23 protein-coding genes and 1 riboswitch are annotated in these 22,636 nt (G+C 71.6%); of the genes, 14 read left to right on the forward strand and 9 right to left on the reverse strand.

The features are described from left to right. The first annotated feature begins 62 nt into the window (after nucleotides 1–62). Nucleotides 63–413 carry an Rv2175c family DNA-binding protein gene (locus ACFQWG_RS03575; protein WP_380972185.1) on the forward strand — a complete coding sequence of 117 codons (351 nt, stop codon included), beginning with the start codon at nucleotides 63–65 and terminating at the stop codon, nucleotides 411–413. A gap of 27 nt (nucleotides 414–440) precedes the next feature. Here ACFQWG_RS03575 and ACFQWG_RS03580 read toward each other — a convergent pair whose 3' ends face one another. Beyond that, nucleotides 441–1,598: a polyprenyl synthetase family protein gene (locus tag ACFQWG_RS03580; RefSeq protein ID WP_380972187.1), complete on the reverse strand. Its 1,158-nt coding sequence runs from the start codon at nucleotides 1,596–1,598 to the stop codon at nucleotides 441–443. 99 nt (nucleotides 1,599–1,697) lie between these two features. Here ACFQWG_RS03580 and ACFQWG_RS03585 point away from each other — a divergent pair, with 99 nt between their 5' ends. Together ACFQWG_RS03585 and ACFQWG_RS03590 are read left to right on the forward strand one after the other, a co-directional pair. After that, on the forward strand, nucleotides 1,698–2,090 hold the full coding sequence (locus ACFQWG_RS03585) for a universal stress protein (protein ID WP_291494893.1): 393 nt from the start codon (nucleotides 1,698–1,700) through the stop codon (nucleotides 2,088–2,090). Between the two features lie 50 nt (nucleotides 2,091–2,140). Next, complete coding sequence (locus tag ACFQWG_RS03590) at nucleotides 2,141–3,586, forward strand: RNA polymerase sigma factor (protein ID WP_380972189.1); 1,446 nt, start codon at nucleotides 2,141–2,143, stop codon at nucleotides 3,584–3,586. A gap of 637 nt (nucleotides 3,587–4,223) precedes the next feature. On the opposite strand, the gene ACFQWG_RS03595 is transcribed toward ACFQWG_RS03590, so the two are convergent. The 3 genes from ACFQWG_RS03595 to ACFQWG_RS03605 form a co-directional block, all read right to left on the reverse strand. After that, complete coding sequence (locus ACFQWG_RS03595) at nucleotides 4,224–4,703, reverse strand: type III secretion system chaperone family protein (RefSeq protein WP_380972191.1); 480 nt, start codon at nucleotides 4,701–4,703, stop codon at nucleotides 4,224–4,226. A 90-nt stretch (nucleotides 4,704–4,793) separates the two neighbouring features. Next, nucleotides 4,794–5,243 carry a type III secretion system chaperone family protein gene (locus tag ACFQWG_RS03600; RefSeq protein WP_291494896.1) on the reverse strand — a complete coding sequence of 150 codons (450 nt, stop codon included), beginning with the start codon at nucleotides 5,241–5,243 and terminating at the stop codon, nucleotides 4,794–4,796. 107 nt (nucleotides 5,244–5,350) lie between these two features. After that, nucleotides 5,351–5,590, reverse strand: coding sequence for a DUF7455 domain-containing protein (locus tag ACFQWG_RS03605; protein WP_291494897.1), 240 nt, complete (start codon nucleotides 5,588–5,590; stop codon nucleotides 5,351–5,353). 163 nt (nucleotides 5,591–5,753) lie between these two features. On the opposite strand from ACFQWG_RS03605, the gene ACFQWG_RS03610 reads away from it, so the two are divergent. The 3 genes from ACFQWG_RS03610 (at nucleotide 5,754) to ACFQWG_RS03620 (ending at nucleotide 9,989) form a co-directional block, all read left to right on the forward strand. Further along, nucleotides 5,754–7,865 (forward strand): DNA gyrase/topoisomerase IV subunit B, encoded by a 2,112-nt coding sequence (locus tag ACFQWG_RS03610; protein WP_380972194.1) that lies wholly within the window; start codon nucleotides 5,754–5,756, stop codon nucleotides 7,863–7,865. Nucleotides 7,866–7,932: 67 nt separating this feature from the next. Then, nucleotides 7,933–8,949, forward strand: coding sequence for a GNAT family N-acetyltransferase (locus tag ACFQWG_RS03615; RefSeq protein ID WP_380972196.1), 1,017 nt, complete (start codon nucleotides 7,933–7,935; stop codon nucleotides 8,947–8,949). A 50-nt stretch (nucleotides 8,950–8,999) separates the two neighbouring features. Beyond that, nucleotides 9,000–9,989: a GNAT family N-acetyltransferase gene (locus ACFQWG_RS03620; protein WP_380972198.1), complete on the forward strand. Its 990-nt coding sequence runs from the start codon at nucleotides 9,000–9,002 to the stop codon at nucleotides 9,987–9,989. A gap of 44 nt (nucleotides 9,990–10,033) precedes the next feature. Here ACFQWG_RS03620 and ACFQWG_RS03625 read toward each other — a convergent pair whose 3' ends face one another. After that, nucleotides 10,034–12,511: a DNA gyrase/topoisomerase IV subunit A gene (locus tag ACFQWG_RS03625; RefSeq protein WP_380972200.1), complete on the reverse strand. Its 2,478-nt coding sequence runs from the start codon at nucleotides 12,509–12,511 to the stop codon at nucleotides 10,034–10,036. A 68-nt stretch (nucleotides 12,512–12,579) separates the two neighbouring features. Between ACFQWG_RS03625 and ACFQWG_RS03630 the strand changes: the two genes are divergently transcribed. From ACFQWG_RS03630 to ACFQWG_RS03645, 4 genes are all read left to right on the forward strand, one after another. After that, a complete protein-coding gene (locus tag ACFQWG_RS03630; RefSeq protein WP_380972202.1) occupies nucleotides 12,580–13,122 on the forward strand; it encodes a DUF5998 family protein in 543 nt (180 codons plus the stop codon). Continuing rightward, the gene (locus ACFQWG_RS03635; protein WP_380972204.1) at nucleotides 13,115–14,299 is read left to right on the forward strand and encodes an alkaline phosphatase family protein; all 1,185 of its coding nucleotides are present in this window, start codon (nucleotides 13,115–13,117) and stop codon (nucleotides 14,297–14,299) included. The genes ACFQWG_RS03630 and ACFQWG_RS03635 overlap by 8 nt, the downstream gene beginning before the upstream one ends. A gap of 53 nt (nucleotides 14,300–14,352) precedes the next feature. After that, nucleotides 14,353–14,424: riboswitch (Fluoride riboswitch) on the forward strand. Between the two features lie 408 nt (nucleotides 14,425–14,832). Beyond that, the gene (locus ACFQWG_RS03640) at nucleotides 14,833–15,459 is read left to right on the forward strand and encodes a GntR family transcriptional regulator (RefSeq protein ID WP_380972206.1); all 627 of its coding nucleotides are present in this window, start codon (nucleotides 14,833–14,835) and stop codon (nucleotides 15,457–15,459) included. 45 nt (nucleotides 15,460–15,504) lie between these two features. Beyond that, nucleotides 15,505–16,236, forward strand: a complete 732-nt coding sequence (locus ACFQWG_RS03645; protein WP_380972208.1) for an HAD family hydrolase — start codon at nucleotides 15,505–15,507, stop codon at nucleotides 16,234–16,236. Here the strand turns inward: ACFQWG_RS03645 and eno are convergent. Then, nucleotides 16,133–17,401 (reverse strand): phosphopyruvate hydratase, encoded by a 1,269-nt coding sequence (gene eno, locus ACFQWG_RS03650; protein WP_380972210.1) that lies wholly within the window; start codon nucleotides 17,399–17,401, stop codon nucleotides 16,133–16,135. The genes ACFQWG_RS03645 and eno overlap by 104 nt on opposite strands. A gap of 212 nt (nucleotides 17,402–17,613) precedes the next feature. Then, nucleotides 17,614–18,771, reverse strand: coding sequence for a septation protein SepH (sepH, locus tag ACFQWG_RS03655; protein WP_380972212.1), 1,158 nt, complete (start codon nucleotides 18,769–18,771; stop codon nucleotides 17,614–17,616). A gap of 179 nt (nucleotides 18,772–18,950) precedes the next feature. On the opposite strand from sepH, the gene ACFQWG_RS03660 reads away from it, so the two are divergent. The 4 genes from ACFQWG_RS03660 to ACFQWG_RS03675 are packed head-to-tail and all read left to right on the forward strand — an operon-like array spanning nucleotide 18,951 to nucleotide 21,107. Next, nucleotides 18,951–19,253, forward strand: coding sequence for a DUF4193 domain-containing protein (locus ACFQWG_RS03660; protein WP_291494905.1), 303 nt, complete (start codon nucleotides 18,951–18,953; stop codon nucleotides 19,251–19,253). A gap of 42 nt (nucleotides 19,254–19,295) precedes the next feature. Continuing rightward, nucleotides 19,296–19,967 (forward strand): DUF3710 domain-containing protein, encoded by a 672-nt coding sequence (locus tag ACFQWG_RS03665; protein ID WP_380972214.1) that lies wholly within the window; start codon nucleotides 19,296–19,298, stop codon nucleotides 19,965–19,967. Next, entirely contained in the window at nucleotides 19,960–20,364 is a 405-nt protein-coding gene (locus ACFQWG_RS03670) for a DNA-binding protein (RefSeq protein ID WP_380972216.1), read from the forward strand. The genes ACFQWG_RS03665 and ACFQWG_RS03670 overlap by 8 nt, the downstream gene beginning before the upstream one ends. Further along, nucleotides 20,361–21,107, forward strand: a complete 747-nt coding sequence (locus ACFQWG_RS03675) for a DUF3159 domain-containing protein (protein ID WP_380972218.1) — start codon at nucleotides 20,361–20,363, stop codon at nucleotides 21,105–21,107. The genes ACFQWG_RS03670 and ACFQWG_RS03675 overlap by 4 nt, the downstream gene beginning before the upstream one ends. A 15-nt stretch (nucleotides 21,108–21,122) precedes the next feature. On the opposite strand, the gene ACFQWG_RS03680 is transcribed toward ACFQWG_RS03675, so the two are convergent. Both ACFQWG_RS03680 and ACFQWG_RS03685 read right to left on the reverse strand, forming a co-directional pair. Beyond that, nucleotides 21,123–21,833: a potassium channel family protein gene (locus tag ACFQWG_RS03680; protein WP_380972220.1), complete on the reverse strand. Its 711-nt coding sequence runs from the start codon at nucleotides 21,831–21,833 to the stop codon at nucleotides 21,123–21,125. Between the two features lie 2 nt (nucleotides 21,834–21,835). Continuing rightward, complete coding sequence (locus ACFQWG_RS03685; protein WP_380976204.1) at nucleotides 21,836–22,486, reverse strand: potassium channel family protein; 651 nt, start codon at nucleotides 22,484–22,486, stop codon at nucleotides 21,836–21,838. Nucleotides 22,487–22,636: the final 150 nt, after the last annotated feature.

Genomic DNA, 22,636 nt, shown 5'->3' on the forward strand with positions numbered 1-22,636 from the left:
TCTACGGGAAGGCCCGCGATCCCACGGGAAGGCAAGGCCGCGGCCTCGCCTAGAATCGTCCCATGAGCGAACCGACATCCGTCCTGTCCATCGCCGAGGCCGCGCGCAAGCTCGGGGTCGAGCCGAGGAAGATCAAGCAGATGGTGCGCGATCGTCAGCTGTTCACCGTGCGCGCAGCGGACGGGAAGGCCGGCATCCCCGAGGAGATCCTCACCAAGGGCGAGTCGGGCTGGGAGCCGCTGTGGAACCTCCCGGGCACGCTCACCCTGCTGGCCGACGGTGGCTTCAGTCCGGAGGAGGCCATCGCCTGGCTGTACACGCCCGAGGAGGAGCTGGGCGAGACCCCGCTGGAGGCCCTGCTCAGGGGGCGCCATCACCGCGTGAACGCCGTGGCGGCGATGCTCGCACTCTGAGGCCGCGTCATCCTCGGAGTCCCTCGCCTACAGGCGCCTAAGCGCCAGCAAGTCGCCGAGCCCCTCGAGGAGGGACCGCTGCTCGGGGTCCGGGTCCGCGGCGTCCAGACAGCGTCGGCCCTCCTCGACCAGATCGGCGATGAGCGCTTCATGGGCGCCGCGCCCCCTGACGGCGAGGATCTCCGCCATGCGGGCGATGCCGGCGTCTCCGGTGTCGCGCCGCCCCAGGTCCTCGGCCAGCAACCGGCGCTCAGCCTCGGTCGCTCGCGACCATGCCAGCGCCAGGAGCGCCGTTCGCTTGCCCTCCCGCAGATCGTCCCCGGCGGGCTTGCCCGTCACCCGGGGATCGCCGAAGACGCCGAGATCGTCGTCGCGCAGCTGGAAGGCCAGGCCCCACGGCCCGAGGACGGCCTCCGCCGCCTCGACGAGCCCCGAGCCGCCCTGCCCGGCCAGGATCCCGAGCACTGCGGGGTGGACCACGGAGTAGCGAGCGGACTTCAACCGCGCGACCTCCAACGCCCCCTCGACCGTCGGGGACGCCGGATCCGCGGGATCCAGGGGCTGCTGCTCGGCGCGCAGATCCAGGTACTGGCCGACGGCGACCTCGGCATGCATCGCAGTGAAGCGGCGCAGGACGGCGACGGCCGCCTCCGGGGGGAGCCCGCCGCCGGCCTCGGCCACGGCGTGGTCGGCCGCTGAGAGCAGGAGGTCGCCGGTGAGGATCGCCCCGGAGTCGCCGAAGACCGCGGACGATCCGGCCCAGCCGGAGCGGCGGTGGTGCGCGGTCAAGGCGACCCGCGTGGTCGGGCGCCCCCGACGCATGTCGGCATGGTCGATGATGTCGTCATGGACCAGCGCCGAGGCCTGGTACAGCTCCAACGCTGCGGCCAGGGAGTCGACGGGGGAGTCGGCGGCGTCCTCGTCGCCGGGGGGAAGGGCAGCGATCCCGCGTGCCAGCGTCCAGCCGAGGAACACGAGGTAGCCCCGGACGCGCTTGCCGCCGCGCACGGCCGCGGAGGCGGCGCGGGTGAGCTCGGCCCCGGGCCCGTCCTGTCCCGGAAGAAAGCCGAGTCCCTCAAGGTGACGGGCGGTGGCGGCCGAGATGCGGGGGGCGAGCGCCTCCGGCGTCGGCGCGAGAGCGGTGGAGGGAGCGAGGCTGGCGGAGGGAGTGGCGCGCCGTGTCATGGGCTCAGGCTATCCGACCCCTCGGACCGCTGCGGCGCGCGCCCTCGTATCATGGAGCGCAGTCAGGGCATGGGGAGTCGTCGAGAACCGGAGGAGCGCATGGCGGTCGTGCTGAGCTACCACGGGAACCGCGAGTCGGAGGCGGCGCTTGACCGGGCGTTGCGGATCGCGGAGGCCAGGGGCTCGACCCTGGTCGTGGTGCTCGCCTCGAAATCAGACGAGGAGGACCCCCGCACGACGGAAGACGCCGAGGACCGCCTTTGGCGCCACCTGGGGGAGGCGGATGTGGCTTTCGAGGTGCGCCACGCGAGCGCCCGGGAGGATGTCGCCGGCACCGTGCTGGAGACCGCGAGGCGGACCGCCGCCGATTGCATCGTCCTGGGACTGCGCCCGGGCGGATCGGCGCGGGCTGTCATCGGCCCCACTGCCACGCGCATCCTCCTGGATGCGCCATGCCCGGTGGTGACCACCACACCTCACGCTCAGAGCTGAGCTCTGGCGGGGAATCCGGGCCGTGCCGGATTATAATTGATGTCAGTCCGTTGACGCCAGCCCCCCGAGCTTCCGAGAAAGGGATCAGTGTGACCGCATCCCGTCGCGCATCCGCCTCCACCACGAAGACCACGAAGAAGAAGCCGTCCGCCTCCCGGGGCGCGGGGGCGAAGTCCGCCGCCGGGCGGTCGGGCGCGCACAAGGCCTCTGAGAAGAAGGCATCGGCCTCTGCGAAGAAGAAGAAAGAGGCGCCTCAGACCGCTGCGCCGGCGGAGGACGAGACGCACGAGGACGAGGACCTCGAGGTGTCACTCGAGGATCTCGACGCGGACGACGCCGCCGAGGACGCCCCGGAGGACGACACCACAGAAGACGACGCCCCGGAGGACGATGCCGAGGCCGCAGACGGCTCCGGCGAGGAGGAGGCGAAGGACGCGGAGGGCACGGACTCCGTCGACGTCACCGAGCGCAAGGCCGCCGCCCTGCGCGCGCGCACCTCCGAGGGCATCAAGGTCAGCGGCGGGTTCGTCGTCTCCGACTCCGATGAGACCGATGAGCCGGTCCAGCAGGTGACGGTGGCGGGGGCGACCGCCGATCCGGTCAAGGACTACCTCAAGCAGATCGGCAAGGTCCCCCTCCTGAACGCCGAGCAGGAGGTCGATCTCGCCCGGCGCATCGAGGCGGGCCTGTATGCGGAGTACAAGCTCAAGAACGAGACGGACTCATTGACATCGAAGGAACGGCGCGAGCTGCACTTCATCGCCCAGGACGGCCACAATGCGAAGAACCATCTGCTGGAGGCCAACCTGCGCCTGGTCGTCTCCCTCGCGAAGCGCTACACCGGTCGCGGCATGCAGTTCCTCGATCTCATCCAGGAGGGCAACCTGGGCCTGATCCGTGCGGTCGAGAAATTCGACTACACGAAGGGCTACAAGTTCTCGACGTACGCGACATGGTGGATCCGCCAGGCGATCACGCGGGCCATGGCCGACCAGGCGCGCACCATCCGCATTCCCGTGCACATGGTCGAGGTCATCAACAAGCTGGCGCGCGTCCAGCGCCAGATGCTGCAGGACCTCGGGCGGGAGCCCACGCCGGAGGAGCTGGCGAAGGAACTCGACATGACGCCGGAGAAGGTCGTCGAGGTCCAGAAGTACGGACGCGAGCCGATCTCTCTGGCCACGCCGCTGGGCGAGGACGGGGACTCCGAGTTCGGTGACCTCATCGAGGACTCCGAGGCCATCGTCCCGGCGGACGCGGTGTCGTTCACGCTGCTCCAGGAGCAGCTCCACCGGGTGCTCGACACGCTGTCGGAGCGCGAGGCCGGAGTGGTGTCGATGCGTTTCGGACTGGGGGACGGCCAGCCCAAGACCCTCGACGAGATCGGCAAGGTCTATGGGGTCACGCGCGAGCGCATCCGCCAGATCGAGTCGAAGACCATGTCGAAGCTGCGCCACCCCTCGCGCTCGCAAGTGCTCCGCGACTACCTGGACTGAACGGGGATCTGTCCGTCCGCTGGCGGTTGCGGGATCGCGAGCTTTTCAGAGGGCGACGTGGAAAGTCGCGACATGAGAGAACTGATCTCATGGGGCTGCTTGTCGTGATCGTCGCCGCGACGCTCGCGGCGGGCCTTCTCACGGGCTGGAACGGGCGGGTCCTCTGGGCCTCCTCCGCCTGCCTCTTCGGCCCGGCAGTCGTCAACCTCGTGCTGGGCTCGAGGGAAGAGACATTGCGAAGGCTCGGTGGGGAACCTCTGGCGGGCCTCTCCGGCAGCCTCGGTGCCCGTCCTCCGACCTGGGGTCTCCAGGCTGAATGTCCCGCGGCGCCGGGAGCGGTGTTCGCCGGGTCGTCAGACGACGAGTGCGGGGTTCAGCACAGATTCGGGGACGTCCATCTGCGATTCGGGCGCTGAACCCCGCGCTGGGCGCTGAGAACGCTCGTGATCACCGCAGCCGTCGCCGAAGGGTCCCGACGGCCACGCGGGCCGGCCGCCCCGACAGTCCACAGCACAGAATGCGAGACATACTCGCCGGCCCTGTCATGAACCCGCATCTGTGACCTGCGGCGACACGGGTCGCCAGCGGGTTGCCCGGATCTGGGCCTCAGCATTCTGTGCGATGTCGGCCGCCCGAGTCAGGCGTCCGGGTCCGGGTCCGGGTTCTCAAGCCCGAGGGTCTCGCAGGCCGCGTCGAAGACCTGTCCGGCCGTGCCCAGACCGCACATGATGTGCTGCATGAGCTGGGCGTCGGTCGCCCCCTGCTCGTAGTCGACGGTGACCGAGGCCGCCAGACGCAGGGAGCCCTCGTCGGGGTCCTCCACGAAGTAGCATTTCGGCCAGAAGTGGTCGCGGTGCCAGTCCTCGATGAAGACCCGCAGCGCGTCGCGGTCCTCGGCGGGGACGCGCGGGCGGAGGTAGCCGAGGACCTGCAGCAGCTCATGGTCCTGCCCGATGAGGAGGAAGTAGAAGGAGTTGCCGTTCCACACACCGCCCAGATCGCCCTCGTCGTCGATCTGGTGGTGCCAGCCCTGGAGGTCGAGCAGGCGGATGAGCCGTTCCTGGGTGATGGGACGGATCTCATCGGCGGGCGTCCTGGCGGAACTGAAGAACCCCACGGTGCGTGTCTCCTCGGGTCGTGTCTGGTCGGGGGTCGGGGGTCGGGGATGGGCTGCGAGGCCGGGTGGAGGCGGCGGCGGTCCCGCGTCTCACACGCCCATGGCCGCCGACAATTCGTCGTAGAAGCTGGTGGCCGTCCCCAGCGCGCAGTGGATCTGCTGGAGCAGTTGGGCGTCAGTGGCGCCCAACTCGTGATCGACCGTGTTCTCGCAGAACACGCGGATACGGCCCTCATCCGAGATCCGGTGGTAGCACTTGGGCCACAGGTGCTCCCGATGCCACTGCTCGATGAAGGAACGGACCTCCTCCAGCCGGTCGATGTTCGGCGTCATGTGCCACATCGACTGGATGTGGAGGATCTCGCCGTCCTCGCCGCGCAGCAGGAAGTAGAACTGGTTGTCGTCCCAGTTCCCGCCCAGGTCGCCCTCGTTATCGATGTAGTACTTCCAGCCGTTGTCCTCGAAGATCGACACCAGCCGGTCGCGGGTGATCGGCGGAGGCGCCACGGCTCCGCCGCTGGAACCGGAGAAGAACCCCATGCCCGACCTCTCCTTCCTCATCGTCGCCTGCCCGGCATCCACCGGATCGCGGCGCTCGGCGCAGGCGGGCCGCGCCCACCGGACACGGCCCGCCGGATCGTCTCGGTTCAGCGGGCGGTGCCCGCCTCGTCGGCGACCAGGAGATGGGTGTCATCCTGGATCGAGACCGCGACGGCGCGCAGCGCATCCATGTTCTCACGTGCGTGATGCGCGCAGAAGAGCAGCTGGCCGCTGGCCAAGGTGACACGGACCCACGCGCGGGCCCCGCAGTAGTCGCAGCGATCGGCAGCCGTGAGGGCCGGTGAGTCGATCGACTCAGGACGTTCAAGCGTGGTCGGTGCGTTCATGGCCCCATCAGACCACCGATGGGCGCCAGATGACAGTCCGGGGAGGCGCCTTTCGCCGCGGGCACAATTCCGGGCGCGCCCCTCGGCGCGCGATCAGGCCGATTTCGGGCGGTCCACGGCGGGGTGAGATGACCGGCATTCGGACACTTCCTAGGATGGTCAGGTGACGACAGACGCAGGCTCCGACTACAACGCCCGCCATCTCTCCGTGCTGGAGGGACTCGAGGCGGTGCGCAAGCGCCCGGGCATGTACATCGGGTCGACCGACCACCGCGGGCTCATGCACTGCCTGTGGGAGATCATCGACAACTCGGTGGACGAGGCACTGGAAGGCTACTGCGACACGATCGACGTCGTGCTGCATCCCGATCACTCGGTCTCGGTGCGCGACAACGGGCGCGGCGTGCCCGTGGACGAGGTGCCCGGCGTGGGCCTGTCGGGTGTCGAGGTGGTCTACACGAAGCTGCACGCCGGCGGGAAGTTCGGGGGCGGCTCGTACGCAGCCTCGGGCGGCCTGCACGGCGTCGGGGCCTCCGTGGTCAACGCCCTGTCGGCTCGGATGGACGTCCAGGTGGACCGGTCGGGGAAGACCTGGCAGATGTGCTTCAGGCGCGGGGAGCCTGGCGAGTTCGACGACGACTCGCACGAGCGCACGCCCAACGCGCCGTTCACGCCGTTCACGAGCTCCTCCCGACTCCAGCAGGTGGGGCGCGTGCGCAAGGGGGTGACGGGCACGCGCGTGAGGTTCTGGGCGGACTTCCAGATCTTCCCCTCCACCGAGGGGTTCTCCTGGGAGGATCTGCTGGCCCGCGCCCGCCAGACGGCCTTCCTGGTCCCCGGGCTCACCCTCAATTGCACCGACGAGCGCGGCGAGGAGGTCCGCGCGGAGACGTTCCGCTTCGATGGCGGCGTCGTCGACTTCGCCGACTGGCTCGCCTCGGACGGCGCGGTCACCGACACGTGGCACGTCACGGGGGAGGGCACCTACCAGGAGACCGTGCAGCAGCTCGACCCCGACACCGGGCACCTGCGCCCCACCGACGTCGAACGCACCTGCACGGTCGACTGCGCGCTGCGCTGGGGGGTCGGGTACGACACGCAGGAGCGCTCCTTCGCCAACATCATCGCCACTCCCAACGGGGGCACGCATGTGGCGGGTTTCGAGCAGGCCCTCGTCAAGGTGCTCCGCGCCCAGGTGGAACGCAACGCCCGCAGGCTGAAGGTCGGCCCCAAGGACGGCCGCCTTGAGAAGGACGACATTCTGGCGGGCATGGTCGCGATCGTCACCGTGCGACTGCCCGAACCGCAGTTCGAGGGACAGACGAAGGAAATCCTCGGCACCTCCCAGGTGCGCGGCGTGGTCGCCCGCGTCGTCGGGGAATGGCTCGAGGCGAAGTTCCGCTCCACCCGCCGCGACGACAAGCAGCAGACGCAGGCGCTGCTCGACAAGGTCGTCGGCGAGATGAAGGCCCGCGTCTCGGCGCGTATCCACAAGGAGATCTCGCGGCGCAAGAACGCCCTGGAGACCTCCTCGCTGCCGGCGAAGCTCGCCGACTGCCGCACCTCCGACGTCGGGCGCACCGAGCTGTTCATCGTCGAGGGCGACTCCGCCCTGGGCACCGCGAAGGCTGCGAGGAACTCGGAGTTCCAGGCCCTCTTCCCGATCCGCGGGAAGATCCTCAACGTCCAGAAGGCTTCGACGGCCGACATGTTGGCGAACGCCGAGTGCGCGAACATCATCCAGGTCGTCGGCGCGGGATCGGGGCGCACCTTCGACCTCACGCAGGCCCGCTACGGCAAGGTCATCCTCATGACGGACGCCGATGTGGACGGCGCGCACATCCGCACGCTGCTGCTCACCCTGTTCTTCCGGTACATGCGGCCCATGGTCGAGGCGGGCCGCGTCTACGCCGCTGTCCCCCCGTTGCACCGGATCGAGGTCTCCGCCCAGGGGCGCCGCCCTCGTGAGTACGTCTACACCTATTCGGAGGACGAGCTCCACCGCCGGCTGCGTGCCCTGGAGAAGTCGGGGCGACACTGGAAGGAGCCGATCCAGCGGTACAAGGGCCTGGGGGAGATGGACGCCGACCAGCTCGCGGAGACCACCATGGACCCGGCGCACCGCTCGCTCAGGCGCATCACGCTCGAGGACGAGGCCAGCCTGCGTCGGGCGGAGGACGTCTTCGAGCTTCTCATGGGGTCCGTCGTGGGACCCCGCCGGGAGTTCATCGTCGAGGGCGCCGAGAGGATCGACCGTGAGCGCATCGATGCCTGAGGACCGGCGTGAGCGGGCGCGGCAGGCGGCGTCGAGGCGCTTCTCGGGCGCCGGTAGAATGGGTCCCATGACGGGATTGGCTGAGCGGCTGGAGGCGCCCGACGCGGTTCCCTACCCGGGAGCGCACCTGGGACTCCGATGGAGGCCTCTCATCCCCTCCGACGGGCCGGCCGTCGCGGCGCTGATCCGCGACGCCGAGGACTTCGACCGGGCGATTGACCGCACGAGCTCCCAGGAGATCGCCGACATGATGGAGGGCGGCGGGGCCGACCTCATGGATACCATCGTGGGCCTGGACTCCGAGGACCAGGTGTGCGCGGTGGCGAGTGTGCGCGTGCTGCGCGACGTCGAGGACATGGCCATCGCCGTGGTCAACGCCTTCATCGCGCCGCACTGGCGTGAACGTGGCGTGGGCCGGGCGCTGCTCTTCTGGCAGGACGGACGGGCGCGGCAGCTCCTGCTGCGGGTCTTCGGCGCGGACTCCGAGGTGCCGGCGCTCGTCACGAACATCGTCGACGCCCACGTCACCGAGCGGCGCCGGCTCTACATCGCGGCGGGGTTCTACGCGCGGCGGACGTTCCGCATCATGTACCGGGAGATCGAGGGCGCCGAGGAGGCCGTCCCCGCCCGCGACGGCTACAGGATCGTGCCCTGGGACTCCGTCGACGAGCGCGTCGTGCGCGCGGTCCACATGGACGTCTTCACGACGCACTTCTGGCCGGAGGTCCGGGGCCGCTGGTGGGACGAGGCGATGGTCGAGCTCGACCGGCGCTGGTCCTTCGTCGCGTTGTCCCCCCGGGACGAGGTCGCCGGATACCTGGCGGTGGGGCGTCCGGCGGAGCGATGGGTGGCCGAGGGGCGCACGGAGGCCTACGTCTCGCTGCTGGGAGTGTCCGAGGAACATCGCCGTCACGGCCTGTCCACGGCGCTGATGTCGGCGACGCTGGCCGCGGCGGCGGGGTCCGGGGTCTCGCGCGTCGGCCTGGACGTCGACATGGACAGCTCCAGCAACGCCCACGCGATCTACGAGCATTGGGGATTCGTCGATCAGTCCTCGCAGGTCTATTACACGATCGACCACTGACCGCGCCTGCGGCCGCGGCGAGCGATCCACTCCGGGAGGGAGGCGACGTCATGACCAATGTCCCCATGCCCGAGGGCGACCACGGGATCCTGTGGCGCGCCCTGACCGCCCAGGACGCGGCTCCTCTGGCGCACCTCATCGCGCGGATCGAGGCGGCCGACAACCCGCCGTACCGCACCTCCCCCGACGAGGTCGCGGAGATCCTGTCGGAGGGCGTGCCGTGGCACGGCCTCGCGGGTCTCGCCACGCGCGGCATCCGCAGCGGCCAGATGGTCGCCTTCGGACTGGCGTCCCTCCGGCGGGCCGGACACCTGGAATGCGTGTGCCAAGGGGGCGTGGACCCCCGTTTCCGCCGCCTGGGGCTGGGGCATGCCGTCATCGAGTGGCAGACGGCCACGGCCCGAGAGGTCCTGGCGCGCAGGCCCCCGGGCGAACCCGCCCAGATCGTCATGCACGTCGAGTCCGGCAACGTGGAGCTGGTCGACCATCTGGAGGACCTCGGCTACCACTGGGCCCGCACCTACTACGAGCTGCGGGCGGACCTGTCCTCGCTGCCCAGGACGCCGGATCTCGGCTCCTATCTGTCCGTCGTCCCGTGGTCCGACGATTTGGAGGATCCCGCCCGACAGGCCTCGAACCGCCTGTCCGAGCAGGAGTGGGGACGCCCGCCCCAGACGATGGAGCAGTGGCTGCTCGGGCGCACGGCATTCGTCCCCGGCTGGTCGTTCATCGCCCTGGACCGCACGGGGGACCGGCCCCGGGTCGCGGGCTTCCTCCGGGCCTCCCGGTACGAGCAGGACTGGCCGGCCCTGGGGTGGAAGGAGGGCTACATCGACCAGATGGGCGTCCTGGAGCCGTGGCGCCACACGCGCGTGGCGGACGCCCTCATCGTGGCCTCGATGAACGCCCAGGTCGGCGACGGCATGGATCGGACAGCGGCGGGCCTGGGGTCCGCCAACCACTCCGGCGCGCTCTACGTCTACGACCAGCTCGGCTTCCGCACGGTCGGGCAGTCGCGCCTCTACGCCATCAACATCTGAGCGCGCAGCTCCGCGGCGCGCGGCCCCGAGCGCCGCTCGGGGCCTCAGCCGAAGGAGGCGATCGGGGCCGCGATCGGCTGCCCGGACCCGTCTCGGCGGTCGTCCTCGGCGGGAGGCTCGACGGGCGCGCCGTCGGCGGAGGCGGCGCGCACGGGGCGCGGCCCCACCCACGCGATGTCGAGGCGGTCCTCCCCGCGCAGGAAGCGCTGGACGCGCACGCCCTGGCCGGCGCGGCCCTTGACGGGGTACTCGGCCAGGGGGGTCACCTTGACGGAGGTCTGGCCCGTCCCGGGCAACGCGCCCGCGACGGCGGCGACGGTCGCGACCACCGACTCGCCGGGGTCGGCGACGACCCAGAACCCGATCGCGTCGACCCCGTCCGCCGTCCTGATGCCCGCCATCCCGCCGGCCGTGCGGCCCTGGGGGCGGACCGCGGAGGCAGGCATCCGCAGCAGATGCGCGTCCGAGGTGACGAACACGAGCTCCGCGTCATCGGGGCAGTCGCCCAGTCCGACCAGGCGGTCCCCGTCCTCCAGGGAGATGATCTCCCACGCGTCCCTGCGCAGCGTCTCCGGGCGCAGGCGCTTGACGACGCCGCGGGCGGTGCCCATCGCGATCACCGCATCGCCGGCGGGATCGAGCAGCCCGACAGGTGGCTCGTCGGTGTGGAGCAGGAGGGGCGCGGGGGTCGCTGCCTCCAGCGACAGCCCCGTCTCGAAACGGGGCAGGGCCGGGAGGTCGACGACCTCCAGGCGGTGCGCGAGGCCGTCGGCCGTGACGACCGCCACTTGCGAACGGGCCGTCGTCGCCAGCTGCATCCGCCAACCGTCCGACGCGGCGCGCGGACCCGGCTCCAGGGGCTCCCCGCCCTGGACGCGGGCCAGACCCCCGGAGGCAGAGAGCACGACGACGCAGGGGTCGTCCGCGATCTCGAGGTCCAGGCCCTTCGCCGCCCCGGACGCCGCCGGCAGGGAGAGCAGGGGGTGGGGGCCGGAGTCCAGGGCCGCGCCCTCGGGAGCGGAACCGGTGGCGGCCAGCAGGAGCGTGCGCCGGGGAGTGCCGAGTCGCGCGGCCACGTCGCGCAGCTCGGCCTTGACGAGGTCGCGCAGCCGCGCCTCGTCGGCGAGGATCTGCTCGAGTTCGTCGATCCTGCTGCGCAGATCGTCGCGTTCGGACTCGAGTTCGAGGCGCGAGAGCCGGGTGAGGCGGCGCAGGCGCAGCTCGAGGATGTAGGTGGCCTGCGTCTCGTCGAGGTCGAAGGCCAGCATGAGGCGGCTGCGGGCCTCGTCGGCGTCGTCGGAGGAGCGGATGATGGCGATGACGTCATCGATGTCGAGGATGGCGGTGAGCAGGCCCTCGACGAGGTGGAGCCGGTCGGCGGCCTGGCCCAGGCGAAAGCGGGAGCGCCGGGTGGTCACGTCCAGCCGATGGTCGACGAAGACCCGGAGCATGTCGCGCAGCCCCATCGTCTGGGGCCGCCCGTGGACCAGCGCCACGGCGTTGACGGAGAAGGAGTCCTCCAGCGGAGTGCGGCGGTAGAGCTGCTGGAGGACGGCCTCGGGGTTGAAGCCGTTCTTCACCTCGATGACCAGACGCAGCCCATGATGGCGGTCGGTGAGGTTCTGGACGGCGGAGATGCCTTTGAGGCGCCCGGCCTGCACGTTCTCCTTGATCTTCTCGATGACGCGTTCGGGGCCCACCATGTAGGGCAGCTCGGTGACGACGATGCCCTGCTTGCGGGCGGTCACCCTCTCGATGGAGACCTTGGCCCGCGTGCGGAAGGCGCCGCGCCCGGTCTCGTAGGCCTCGCGGATGCCGTCGAGGCCGATGATCACCCCGCCTTCGGGCAGGTCAGGGCCGGGCACGTAGCGCATGAGGTCGGCGGTCGTCGCTTCGGGATGGTCGAGCAGGTGGATGGCGGCGGCGGCCGTCTCGGCGAGGTTGTGCGGGGGGATGTTCGTGGCCATCCCCACCGCGATCCCGGAGGCGCCGTTGACCAGGAGGTTCGGGAAGCCGGCGGGCAGCACGTCCGGCTGGGTGAACTGGTTGTCGTAATTCGGGACGAAATCGACGACGTCCTGGTCGAGGTCGGCGACCATGTCCATCGCGGCGGGGCCCAGACGCGCCTCGGTGTAGCGGGGGGCCGCCGGGCCGTCATCGAGGGAGCCGAAATTCCCATGCCCGTCGACCAGGGGGACGCGCAGGTTGAAGGGCTGGGCCAGGCGGACGAGAGCATCGTAGATGGCGGAATCCCCATGGGGATGCAGCTTGCCCATGACCTCTCCGACGACGCGCTGGGACTTCACGTGCCCGCGGTCGGGGCGCAGCCCCATCTGGTCCATCTGGTAGAGGATGCGCCGCTGGACCGGCTTGAGGCCGTCCCTGGCGTCGGGAAGCGCACGAGCGTAGATCACCGAGTATGCGTACTCGAGGTATGAGCCGCGCATCTCCTCCGAGACGTCGATCTCCGAGATCGTCTCGTGGACGGGCTCGGGCGGCAGGGTCGACTCCTTCTTGCGCATGGAGGCCATTGTCCCCCGCGGCCGGGCGGCGGATCGACTCACACGCCGCCCCGGGGCACAATCGGGGGATGGACACATGGCAGGAGATCGACTCCCTGGGCTTCTACCCGGCGCTGGTCGCGCGCTCGTTGCGGCGCGCCCTGGGGGGAGGGGAGCCGCTGGCCTCGGTGTGCCAGCTCGACGCCGCCTTCGACTCGACCTCGATGTTCCGCCACCTCACGGTCTCCGCCCTGACCGGGACGCACCTCGTCCAGATCCACGTCGATGAGATGGAGGACGGGGGCGCGATGGTGGCCACGACGCTGGTCCCCGTGGGGCGGATCCAAGGCGTGTCGGTGGTCGAGGTGATCGCCGACCCCACTGTGCCCGGGGGAGGATCCCCCGCCGAGGTCTCCCTCAGCCTCAACGTCGGCGGCCAGCGCCGCGGTGAGGTCGAGCCCCTGCAGTGCGAGGACCCGAACTGCGTGATCGACCACGGGTACTCGATGACCTCCGTCCCCGACGACCTCACCGTCCGCTTCGCCGCCGCGGCCGACGGGACGGGCGCGCTGGGGCGCGCCGAGCGCTTCGTCGACGTCCTCACCTCGCTCCTGGGGGCCGCGCGTGGCTGATCCGGCGAGCGGCGCGGGGAGCGCGCTGGACGGGGCGGAGCTCCCGGCCGCCGGCGACCTCCTCCTCACCGATGTCCTCGGCGCCTGCGTCGCCGCCCTCGACCCGGCGCTGCCCGGAGGGGACTCGGGGGCCGCGTCCCGGGTGGGACTCGAGGCCGGCGGCCATCGGCAGGTCCTCGTCGTCCTCGCCGACGGGCTGGGACGGGTTCCCCTGGAGGCCCGGATCGGGCACGCGCCCGTGCTGCGGGCCCATCGCGGCGACACCGCGGTCGCGCACACGATCGCGCCCTCGACGACGGCCGCGGCGATCACGGCGTTCGCGACGGGGCGCCGCCCCGGGGCGACCCGCATGGTCGGTTACTCCGTGCTGCGCGGGGATGCTCCGCGGGCGGATGGTTCTGCGCCCGAGGTGATGAACCTGCTGGCCTTCGCGGAGGGGGTGGACCCGGTCCAGTGGCAGCCCTGCGACACGATCTTCGAACGTCTGTCGCGCGCCGGCGTCGGCTCCTGCGTGGTCTCGCCCCCGACCTTCGCGAACTCGGGGCTGACGCGCGCAGCCCTGCGCGGAGCGCGTCACGTCGGCGCGGTCTCCTGGTCCCAGCGCATGCGCGCGGCCCTGCGCGAGCTCCAGGCCGGGACCCCGCTCGTCTATCTGTATTGGTCCGACATCGACCATGTGGGCCATCACCACGGGTGCGGGTCCGAGCAGTGGACGGCCGCCCTGGAGGACTTCGACGCCGGGTTGGGCGCCCTGCTGCGCCGCCTGCCCGAGCAGGTCGCCGTGATGCTCACAGCCGATCACGGCATGGTCGACACGGGCCCCGATCTCCTCATCGACCTGGCACGGCGCCCGGACCTGGACGAGGGCGTGGACGCCATCGCCGGGGAGGCCCGCAGCGTCCACGTGCACGCCCGGCCCGGGCGTGGCCCGGAGGTCCTGGCCCGGTGGCGGGAGATCCTGGGCGATGGGGCGTGGATCCTGGGCCCAGAGGAGATGCCGGGCGTCCTGGGCGAGGGGCCGGGGTCGGCGTTGATCGGGGACGCGCTGGTGTTCCCGAGCGGCCGCGCGGGCATCGTCGACTCGCGGTGGCAGACGCCCGCGTCGATCGCGCAGGTCGGCGTCCATGGATCGCTGACGCCGGACGAGATGCTCATCCCCGTCGTCCGACTCGCCTGACGTCGGTTCCCGTAAGGGATCGCCCGTCCGACCCGGCACGTGGCGTCCGATAGTATGGGCATGGCGATGGATCCCGCCTGGGCGCTGCCCGAACTGCCGCGACGGCTGATGGTCCCTGCCCGGTCGACGACCGCGGGCAGGAGCGCGCCCGCAGAGGGGAACCCGCCAATGGCCTCGCGAAGGATGCTCCGCCCCGGCTCCGGTGCTGGCGGACGACGCCAGCGCGTCGTCGCGGGGGCGCCGGAGCAGGCGATCCCTCCTCCCGCCCGGTTCGGCGGATCCCCGAGGCTCTGCCAGAGCCAGGTCTCCGCGACCCTCCCGCCCATCGATCGGTCCATGGCCGAGGACGCCGCGGCGTGGGGGACCCGTTGATCTCGAGGAGTCCCGCGCCGCACATTCCTGGGGAGGAGTGGTGGACGGGGCGGGGCTCCTCGAAGCCAACGGATCGTCGTGACGGGCGGAGGGAGTCCCTCCCTCGGTCAGCCTAGACGCCGGTCCGGCTCGCTGTCGGCGGCCCCCGACTGCGATCCCGCGTGGTCGGCCTCGTCCACGACCACCTCCGGCTGGACGTGCTGGAAGGGCGTCTGCGGCCGGGGGACCAGCTGGCGGTCCCCCGGATCGCGCGGGAGCTCGGGGTCTCGCGAGGCTCCGCTCGGGAAGCCGTGCTCCAGCTCGTCGGGGAGGGGCTCGCGCAGGAGCATCCGCGACGCGGTGTCGTCGTGGCGGCGATCGGTCGGGCCGAAGCGCAGGGGATCCACCAAGCGCGGGAGGCCCTCGAGGGATACGCGGCGCGACTGTGCGCCCAGGTCGGCGACCCCGGCCTGCTTCCGCGGCTGCGCGACGTCCTCGACGAGCAGGAACAGGCGATCACGAGGGACGACGGGGCCGGCTGTTCGCGCACCGACGGCCGCTTCCACTCCCTGATCGCCGAGCATTGCGGCAACGCCGAACTCCGGACGCTCATCGAACGGCTGCGCGACCGGATGCGCATCGCGTTGGTCCGGGTGGCGGACATCCCCGCGCACCGCTCCCGTGGTCACGGTGAGCTCCTCGACGTCGCGGCCGCCATCGAGGTCCAGGATCGCGTCGAGGCGGAGGCGGCGATGCGCCGCCACATCGGGCGGACGAGCTCGCTGCTCGAGGCGCTCGACGATGTCTGAGCGGCATCGACCCGACCGCGGCTCACGGCCGGAGGATTGACCGGCATGCCTCAGACGACGGATGACACGACCTATGAGGCCGTCCTCTTCGACCTCCTCACGGCGGTCCTCGACTCGTGGACGCTGTGGAACGCGGTCGCCGGCGACGAGGAGGCCGGCCTGACCTGGCGGCGGGCGTATCTGGAGCTCACCTACGGACAGGGCGAGTATGCGCCGTATGAGGACCTCGTCGCCCGTGCCGCGGTGGAGGCAGGGCTGAGCGGGAGGCTCGCCTCCGACCTCGTCGATCGGTGGGCGGAGCTGCGCCCATGGCCCGAGGCCCCCGAGGTGCTGGGGAGGATCGCCCGCGATCTGCCGATCGGGGTGGTGACCAACTGCTCGGAGCGCCTGGGACGCCGAGCGGCGGGCGCGGTCCCCGTCGGGTTCGCGACGGTGGTCACCGCGGAGCGCGCCGGGGCCTATAAGCCGCGCCCGGCAGCCTACCGGCTCGCGCTCGAGGAGCTCGGGGTGCCGGCGGACCGAGTGCTGTCGGGATGCGCGTGTGGTGGCACAACCGGATCGGGATGTCGGCGCCTGCGTGCGCGCCCTCGCCGATCGGCGAGGAGACGTCGCTCGTGCCGCTCCTCCGCGTCCTCGGCCCATCGGCCGGTGGGCCGCCGCGACCCTCGGGAACTCAGCGGGCCAGGCCGTAGGGGAGGGTCGGGGCGGACCGCGCGATGCTCAGGAGACGGTCGTACTTGGCGACCCGCTCCCCGCGCGCCGGGGCCCCGGACTTGATCTGGCCGGCACCCGTCGCGACCGCGAGGTCCGCGATGAAGGCGTCCGCGGTCTCGCCGGAGCGATGCGAGATCATCTGCGCGTATCCCGCCTCACGGCAGAGGGCCTGGGCGCGCAGCGTCTCGGTGACGGTGCCGATCTGATTGAGCTTGATGAGCGCGGAGTTCGCGATGCCGCGTTCGATGGCGCGGGAGATGATCGCGGGATTCGTGACGAAGATGTCGTCGCCGACCAACTGGACCCGGTCGCCGAGCCGGTCGGTGAGACGCCTCCACCCGTCCCAGTCATCCTCGGCCAGCCCGTCCTCCAGCGACCACACGGGAAACTCGGCGATGATGTCCTCATAACGATCGATGAGGTCCTCGGAGGAGAGGTCCTCGCCCGCGATCCGGTAGACCCCGCCGCGGTGGAACTCGGAGGAGGCCGGGTCCATCGCGATGGCGACCCCTTCTCGGCCCGGCGTGTAACCGGCGTCCTCGATCGCGGCGACCAGCAGGCGGAGGACCTCCTCCGGGGAGGAGATGTCCGGAGCGAATCCACCCTCGTCCCCCAGCCCCGTGGACTCGCCGCGGGCTGTCAGATCCTTCTTCAGACGGTGGTAGATCGTGGCTCCGGCACGGACGGCCTCGGCGAACGACGGGGCGCCGAGGGGCGCGAGCATGAACTCCTGGAAGTCGAGGTCGTTGGGGGCATGGACGCCGCCATTGAGAACGTTGAAGTGGGGGACGGGCAGACGGACCTCGACCTCGCGGGGCGCGAGGTACTGCCACAGGGGCCTGTCCCCGGCGAAGGCCCGGGCCGCCGCCATCGAGACGCCGAGGATCGCGTTGGCCCCCAGGCGGGACTTGCCGTCCGTGCCGTCAAGCTCGATGAGGGCGTCATCGAGCCACTCGAGGGACTCCCAGGAGCGGGAGCGGAGGAGTTCCGAGATTTCACCGACGACGTTCCCGACCGCGCGGGTGACGCCTTTGCCCTCGTAGCGCTCGGGATCGCCGTCCCGCAGCTCGACGGCCTCGCGTGTGCCGGTGGAGGCGCCGGAGGGCACGCCGGCTGTGAACGGACGGCCGTCCTCGGTGGTCAGAGTCACCTCGACGGTCGGATTGCCGCGGGAGTCCAGGATCTCCAGGGCGGAGACGTCGGTGAAGCGGATGGGTGCGTGTGCCATGTCGTGCTCTCCTCTGCGGGCGCCCCGTTCGGGGCGCCGAACCGTTCGGGCCCGGCAGAGAGGGTCGTGGCATCGTCACGGCACGGTCGGCTGGACCTCAGGGACCGTTGGCGGACCGGCCCGGACAGCGTCCGGGCTCGTCCCGCGGTTGAAGGCGAGCCCCACCGCCGTGACAGGCCCCATGGTACCCGCGGGGCGGTCCGGGGTGGTGGTCAGTTCGACCGGGATCCGAAGACGATCTCGTCCCAGCTGGGCACCGAGCGTCGGCGCGTGCGTCGCTTCTCGCGACGCCCGGGGGCGTCGCCGCGCTCCGTGTCCACGTCCTCGGCGGGGGCCTCCAAGCCGGGGAGTGTCTCGGCGGCCTCATGGGAGGGGTCGGCGGGCTCCTTCGGCGCCGGCCGGGAGGACCGGGTCTCCGCGTCGGCGCGGCGGGGCTCGCCAGACGGGCCGGGGGCGGCGGCAGGCTCGTCCGTCCCGCGTGCGCGCGCATGCGCCAGGGAGTAGATGCGCGCCGAGATGGACTCGCCCTGCCCGTTCCCGCGCCCGAGGGGGGCGGGGGCCGGATGCTCCGTCCCGCGGCGCGCCCCGACGTCCGGGGCGTCCGCCGGGGCGTCGTCCGAGGTCTCGTCGGGCTCCTCCTCGGAGCCGGCCAGATCGGCGTCGATCTCCTGGCGGTGGCCGCGGGCGGCGTTGAGCTGGTCGAGCAGGGCCTCGCGCACGCGGAGATCGGCCTCCTCCGCGCTCAGATCGATCGCGTCCGGCACGTCCCGGGTGGGCAGGGGAGTGAAGATCGATGAGGTCGGGGCCTGGGTGACCGTCTCGGTCAGCCATCGGGCCTCTTGGTCGAGAGCCTCGACAAGCGTGCCAGACGGCGAGAAGGTCCAGTGCGCGGCGTGCTCAGCCGCCCCCTGGACGAAGGTGAGGGCGATCTCCCAGGGGCCGTCCTCGCCGCGGCGGGCGGACCAGGCCAGGGAGCCCGGGTCGACGCCGCGGGCCGCGAGCCGGTCCACGACCAGGTCGCCCATCTCCGGGGCGTCCGGGTCGCCACCGACGTGGGAGCCGCGGGCGCGGGAGAGCACCCACTCGCGCTCGGCGACGATGGGCGCCTCGAAACGGCGCACGTGCTCGACATCGACGTCGTACTGGCCCGCGATGTCGTCGGGGTCGAGGCCGGAGCGCAGCAGCGCCTGGATGTCGCGGGGGCGCAGGGCCCGCTCCGGCGCGTCCTGGGGGCGGGACCGGGGGCGGTCGCGCCGGACCGCGCCACGCAGCTCATCGGTGATGGGCACGACGTAGCGCTCGCCGTCGGCGTCCGTCAGCACGAGGCTCTCACCGTCCGCGCCGATTCCGAGCAGGTCGAGCTCGATCATGGCACCTCCCGTTCCCTCACCACCGGCATGGTGTCAGAGTCCTGGCTCCGGCTCACGTGCTGGTCCCAGCGTGTCCGAGAACGCAATGGAATCTCGGGTGGTCAAGTGTTACCATCCCTGCGCCGACGATGCCGGCGTGTGGACGGCGCCATGCCGGATGGTGACGAGGAGGAGACAGGGTGGCCACAGATTACGACGCTCCGCGAAAGAACGAGGACGATGTCGCGGAGGACTCCATCGAGGAGCTCAAGGCCCGTCGCAACGACGCGGGCTCGAATGACATCGACGAGGACGAGAACGAGGCTGCGGAGGGTTACGAGCTGCCCGGGGCGGATCTGTCGAAGGAGGAGCTGACGGTCCACGTCGTGCCCCGCCAGGACGACGAGTTCACATGCTCGCGGTGCTTCCTGGTGCACCATTCCTCGCAGTTGGCGTACATGGATGAGGACGGGTTGCCCGTGTGCACGGACTGCGCCTCATGAGATCAATCCGCGGCGCCTGGCGCCGCCGGAGGGGATGATCGGATGTTCGGCAGGAAACGGCGCCGGCCCGCAGAACCGGAGACGCCCCTCGGGCCGGGGCTCCAGGAGCCGGAGGCCGTCCCTGAGCGCCCGTCCCGCCCCTCCGACGGGGACCCCGTCTGGTCCGAGCCCGGCCCCCGCGACATCGCGGAAATCGACACGACCTCCGGCTATGTCGACATGGGCTCGCTGCTCATTCCGGCGATCCCCGGGATGCAGCTGCGCACGCAGCTGGCGAAGGACGGCCGCACCGTGCTGCGGGCGCTTCTGGTCCTGGGGGCCTCCGGCATCCAGGTGAGCCTGGCGGCGGCGCCGAAGTCGGGCGGCGTGTGGGACGAGCTGCGCGCCCAGATCCGCTCCGGCATGGAGTCGGACGGCGCGCACGTCGAGGACGTGCATACCCGCTACGGCGACGAGCTGCTGGCCGACCTGCTGGTCACCCTGCCCGACGGTTCGCGGGCCACCTCCCGCATGCGCGTCATCGGCCGCGAGGGGCCGCGCTGGTTCGCCCGGCTCGACATCCTGGGGCCGGCCGCCCAGTCGCTGGAGGCCGGTGGCGCCCTTGAGAAGGTCATCGACCGCCTGGTCGTGGCCCGCGACGACGCTCCCCGCGCGCGCCTCGACCTCCTGCCGCTGCACGTCCCCGAGGGGGCCGTCGAGGTTCCGGATGTCTGACACGGACATGCGGGGCCGCCCTCGTCCCGGGGTGTGGCAGCGCCTCCTGCGACGGTGGATGAACGCGACCCGCGAGGCCCAGGAGGCCGACGAGGAGCAGCGCTCGCGTCGCTCCCGCGGGACGGTGCCGCTGTCCGAGGTGCGCGAACGGCAGCGGGTGGTGGTCTCCGGGCTCATCCAGTCCGTGACCTATTCGCCGGTCGATGGGCCCAGGCGCCTGGTCGTCATGCTCTACGACGGGACGGGGACGATCGAGATCCGCTGGCTCGGGCGGCGCTCGGTCCCCGGCATCAAGGTCGGAGGGCACATCGAGGCCCAGGGCACGGCGGTGCTCGTCCGCGACCATCTGGCGCTCATCGACCCGACCTACCGGATCCTGCCGCCGGGGGCGGCGTGAGCGCGGGACCGGGAACGGGATCCCGGTTTCCGTCCTGGGCGGCCGACCCGTCGGGGGAGGGGTTCTCCTGGGCCCAGGCGGTGGGCGGCTGGCGCGGCGCTGTGGAGTCGGTCCTGCCCGGGGCGGTGTTCGTCGTCCTGTTCGTCCTCACCCGTGACCTGCGCGTGTGCCTGGCGGCGTCGGCTGGCACAGCGGTGGTGTTCTGCCTGGCGCGGCTGGCCCAGCGCCAAAGCCTGACGCAGGCGGCGTCGGGACTGGCCGGCGTCGCGATCGGCGTGGTGTGGGCGGCGTTGTCCGGGCGCGGAGAGAACTACTTCGCGTGGGGGCTCGTGACGGCCTCCGCATTCGCCGCCGGGCTCCTGGCGACCGTGGCGGCGCGGCGCCCCGCCGTGGCGCTGGCGGTCGGCTTCGCGTGGGGGCTGCCGGCCTCGTGGCGCACCGATGTGGCGCTGGCCCCGCTGCGGCGCCGGTGTCTGGCGCTGACATGGGTATGGGCAGGGATGTTCCTGATCCGGCTGGGCGTCCAGTGGCCGCTGTGGCATGCGGGGGCGGTCGCGCAGCTCGGCGTCGCGAAACTCGTCCTGGGGCTGCCGCTGTTCGCGGTCGTGTGTTGGCTCACCTGGGCGGGGCTGCGGCCCTTCGCCTCCCTGGCACATGCGGGGGACCGGACCGATGATCGCGGGGACGAGGCCGGCCCCGGCTCGCGGGGACGGATCCCCGGGACGCGGCCGACCGGGTCCTGAGCGGGCTGCTCGCCCTCATGGACGGTCCGCGGGCTCCTCCTCGGGTTCCGCCTCCGGCTGGGGGTGTCCGAGGGCGCGGGTGAGCCGTCCCAGCGCCTCCGTGTCCCCGTCGGGGACCAAGAGCAGGAGCTCGTCTCCGGCCTCGAGGACGTCGTCGGGCGTCGGCGTGATCGGCCGGCCGTCGCGCAGGATCGAGGACAGCACGGTGCGCCCGGGCAGGGTGACGTCCTCCAGGCGGCGGGAGACGACGCGGGAGTCATCGGGCAAGACGAAGGCGTACATCGACACGTCGGCCTGGTTGAAGGAGAACAGCTGGACGGGCAGACCCACCGAGACGGCCTCCTCGACCAGGGCGGTCATCAGACGCGGGGTGGACACGGGCACGTCGACGCCCCAGGAGCCGTTGAAGAGCCACTCGTTCTTCGGGTTGTTCAGCCGGGCGACGACGCGGGGGACGCCGAACTCGCCCTTGGCCAGCAGCGAGATCACCAGGTTCGCCTTGTCGTCGCCGGTGGCGGCGACCAGGGCGTCGGCCTCGCGCACTCCGGCGTCGGACAGGACGTCGGGGGAGCAGGCGTCGGCCAAGACCCAGTCGGCATCCGCGACGGAGGCGACGCGGAGCTGGTCCGGCTGGTTGTCGATGAGCGTGACCTCATGCCCGTGCGCCAGCAGGCGCAAGGCGACGAAACGCCCGACGGACCCCGCCCCCGCGATGACGATCCTCATGGTCAGTCCTCCTTCCGGGGCGGCTCGGTCATGATGTTGCGCAGCGGGACCGGATCCCGCCCGGACACCGCGAAGACCAGCTCGTCGTGCTCCTGGACGACCAGGTCCGGTCGGGCGGGCTCCAGCCCGCCCAAGCGCGAGACGAAGGCCAGGCGCGCCCCCGTGAGTTCCTCGACGACCGGGAAGGGCACGCCGTACCACGAGGCCACGGGCATGGCCGAGACGAGGGAGACCAGCCCCGTGGGGTGGGCCCACAGAACGGCCGCGTCCGGGGGCATCAGCCAGCGCATGACGGCCTCCGTGGTGCGTCGGACGGTGGCCACCGTGGGGATGCCCAGGCGCTCGTAGACGACGGCCCGGGCGGGATCGTAGATGCGGGCGACGACGCGCTGGACGTTGAAGGTCTCGCGCGCCACGCGCGCCGCGATGATGTTGGAGTTGTCGCCGTTGGACACCGCGGCGAAGGCGTAAGCGTCCTTGATGCCGGCCTGGCGCAGGGCGTCGCGGTCCATGCCCAGCCCGGTCACGCGCCGTCCCGAGAAGTCCGGGGACAAGCGCCGGAACGCCTGCGCGTCGGAGTCGATGACGGCCACCGAATGGCCCTGCGCGTCGAGGGTCGACGCGAGGGTCGACCCGACGCGGCCACATCCCATGATCACGAAATGCACGGGGATCACGGTACCCGCTCGCGCGCGACGCGGCGGATGTGGCGCGCGTCCTTCCTGCGGGGCTCCCGCGACGAGTAGGCTGAGCCACCGTGCAGGATGCCGTCGACCGCGTCAAGCGGCTGTTCATCGGGCGAC

Source organism: Schaalia naturae (assembly GCF_042665795.1).
In the GTDB taxonomy this organism is placed as follows: Bacteria; Actinomycetota; Actinomycetes; order Actinomycetales; family Actinomycetaceae; genus Pauljensenia; species Pauljensenia naturae.

Excerpts from the sequence above, each read along its gene's own strand:
- ACFQWG_RS03575 (WP_380972185.1), top strand. The coding sequence starts at position 63 with ATGAGCGAACCGACATCCGTCCTGTCCATCGCCGAGGCCGCGCGCAAG.
- ACFQWG_RS03580 (WP_380972187.1), bottom strand. The coding sequence starts at position 1,598 with ATGACACGGCGCGCCACTCCCTCCGCCAGCCTCGCTCCCTCCACCGCT.
- ACFQWG_RS03585 (WP_291494893.1), top strand. The coding sequence starts at position 1,698 with ATGGCGGTCGTGCTGAGCTACCACGGGAACCGCGAGTCGGAGGCGGCG.
- ACFQWG_RS03600 (WP_291494896.1), bottom strand. The coding sequence starts at position 5,243 with ATGGGGTTCTTCTCCGGTTCCAGCGGCGGAGCCGTGGCGCCTCCGCCG.
- ACFQWG_RS03605 (WP_291494897.1), bottom strand. The coding sequence starts at position 5,590 with ATGAACGCACCGACCACGCTTGAACGTCCTGAGTCGATCGACTCACCG.
- ACFQWG_RS03615 (WP_380972196.1), top strand. The coding sequence starts at position 7,933 with ATGACGGGATTGGCTGAGCGGCTGGAGGCGCCCGACGCGGTTCCCTAC.
- ACFQWG_RS03620 (WP_380972198.1), top strand. The coding sequence starts at position 9,000 with ATGACCAATGTCCCCATGCCCGAGGGCGACCACGGGATCCTGTGGCGC.
- ACFQWG_RS03625 (WP_380972200.1), bottom strand. The coding sequence starts at position 12,511 with ATGCGCAAGAAGGAGTCGACCCTGCCGCCCGAGCCCGTCCACGAGACG.
- ACFQWG_RS03630 (WP_380972202.1), top strand. The coding sequence starts at position 12,580 with ATGGACACATGGCAGGAGATCGACTCCCTGGGCTTCTACCCGGCGCTG.
- ACFQWG_RS03645 (WP_380972208.1), top strand. The coding sequence starts at position 15,505 with ATGCCTCAGACGACGGATGACACGACCTATGAGGCCGTCCTCTTCGAC.
- eno (WP_380972210.1), bottom strand. The coding sequence starts at position 17,401 with ATGGCACACGCACCCATCCGCTTCACCGACGTCTCCGCCCTGGAGATC.
- sepH (WP_380972212.1), bottom strand. The coding sequence starts at position 18,771 with ATGATCGAGCTCGACCTGCTCGGAATCGGCGCGGACGGTGAGAGCCTC.
- ACFQWG_RS03665 (WP_380972214.1), top strand. The coding sequence starts at position 19,296 with ATGTTCGGCAGGAAACGGCGCCGGCCCGCAGAACCGGAGACGCCCCTC.
- ACFQWG_RS03670 (WP_380972216.1), top strand. The coding sequence starts at position 19,960 with ATGTCTGACACGGACATGCGGGGCCGCCCTCGTCCCGGGGTGTGGCAG.
- ACFQWG_RS03680 (WP_380972220.1), bottom strand. The coding sequence starts at position 21,833 with ATGAGGATCGTCATCGCGGGGGCGGGGTCCGTCGGGCGTTTCGTCGCC.
- ACFQWG_RS03685 (WP_380976204.1), bottom strand. The coding sequence starts at position 22,486 with ATGGGATGTGGCCGCGTCGGGTCGACCCTCGCGTCGACCCTCGACGCG.